We start from the raw sequence: 1,447 nt of genomic DNA on the forward strand, positions 1-1,447 counted from the left end.
AGCAGGGCTATCGTTGTTTACCATGATCTCTGACCGCATAAAGTGAAAGCAGGGATATGGTTGTTTCCCATGATCTCAGAACACAAAAAGTGAAAGCAGGGCTATCGTTGTTTACCATGATCTCTGACCGCATAAAGTGAAAGCAGGGATATGGTTGTTTCCCATGATCTCTGAGCTAAGAAAGTGAAAGTAGGGATATGGTTGTTTCCCATGATCTCTGACCGCAGAAAGTGAAAACAGGGCTATCGTTGTTTCCCATGATCTCTGACCGCAGAAAGTGAAAGCAGGGCTATCGTTGCTCTCCATGACCTCTGACAACCGAAAGTGAAAATAGGGCTATCGTTGTTTACCATGATCTCTGACCGCAGAAAGTGAAAACAGGGCTATCGTTGCTCTCCATGACCTCTGACAACCGAAAGTGAAAATAGGGCTATGGTTGTTTACCATGACCTCTGACCGCAGAAAGTGAAAACAGGGCTATCGTTGTTTACCATGATCTTTGACCGCAGAAAGTGAAAGCAGGGCTATGATTGTTTACCATGACCCCTGAGCGAAGAAAGTGAAAGCAGGGCTATCGTTGTTCTCCATGACCTATGAGCGCAAAAAGTGAAAGAAGGGTTATAGCTGTATTTCTTGATCTCTAAGTTCAGGAAATGAAAGTAGGAATATCATTATTTCCAATGACAGAATGACTATTGATAAGTTATTTCTTCTACGAATACTATCTAGAAACAACCGCTACCATAGAGAGAGAAGGAATAATGTCGGATGATGTGACCAAAGATCAATTTTAGTGAGAGCATAAAGCCTGGATGCGAAATGCTCAATTAGGTTAACGATGTTTTTATTGAGTAAAATATCTAGTCTTAATGTTTATGATCGGTCAAGGGTGTGACTCTTTAATTATTGGATAAAATGTATATTAAACAGATAATTGAAAGCAAACTGGTTGTTTTTTATATCGTTGTTTTTCTTGATCGTTGAGTCGAATTTTTGAAATTGGTACGTAATGTTTATGATCGGTCAAGGGTGCAGATCTTAAATTGTTGGTAAAAAACGTTATTTTACAGCCAGTTGCAATGCAATAGGGTGCTTGTTATATCGTTGTTTTGCTTGATCACTGAGCCGATTTTTTGAAATTGGTACGTAATGTTTATGATTGGTCAGGGGTGTGAATCTAGAATTAATGGTAAAAATATCTATTTAACAGATGCTTAGCAATAGAATGGGTCGTTTATCATATCGTTGTTTTGCTTGATCGCTGAGTCGATTTTTTGGAATTCGATAAGAACGTTTATGATCGGTCAAGGGTGCAGATCTTAAATTGTTGGTAAAAAACGTTATTTTACAGCCAGTTGCAGCATAATGGATTGCTTGTTATATCGTTGTTTTGCTTGATCGCTGAGTCGATTTTTTGGAATTCGATAAGAACGTTTATGATCGGTCA

The sequence above is a fragment of the Vibrio sp. 2092 genome (assembly GCF_033339635.1).
Classification (GTDB): Bacteria; Pseudomonadota; Gammaproteobacteria; order Enterobacterales; family Vibrionaceae; genus Vibrio; species Vibrio alginolyticus.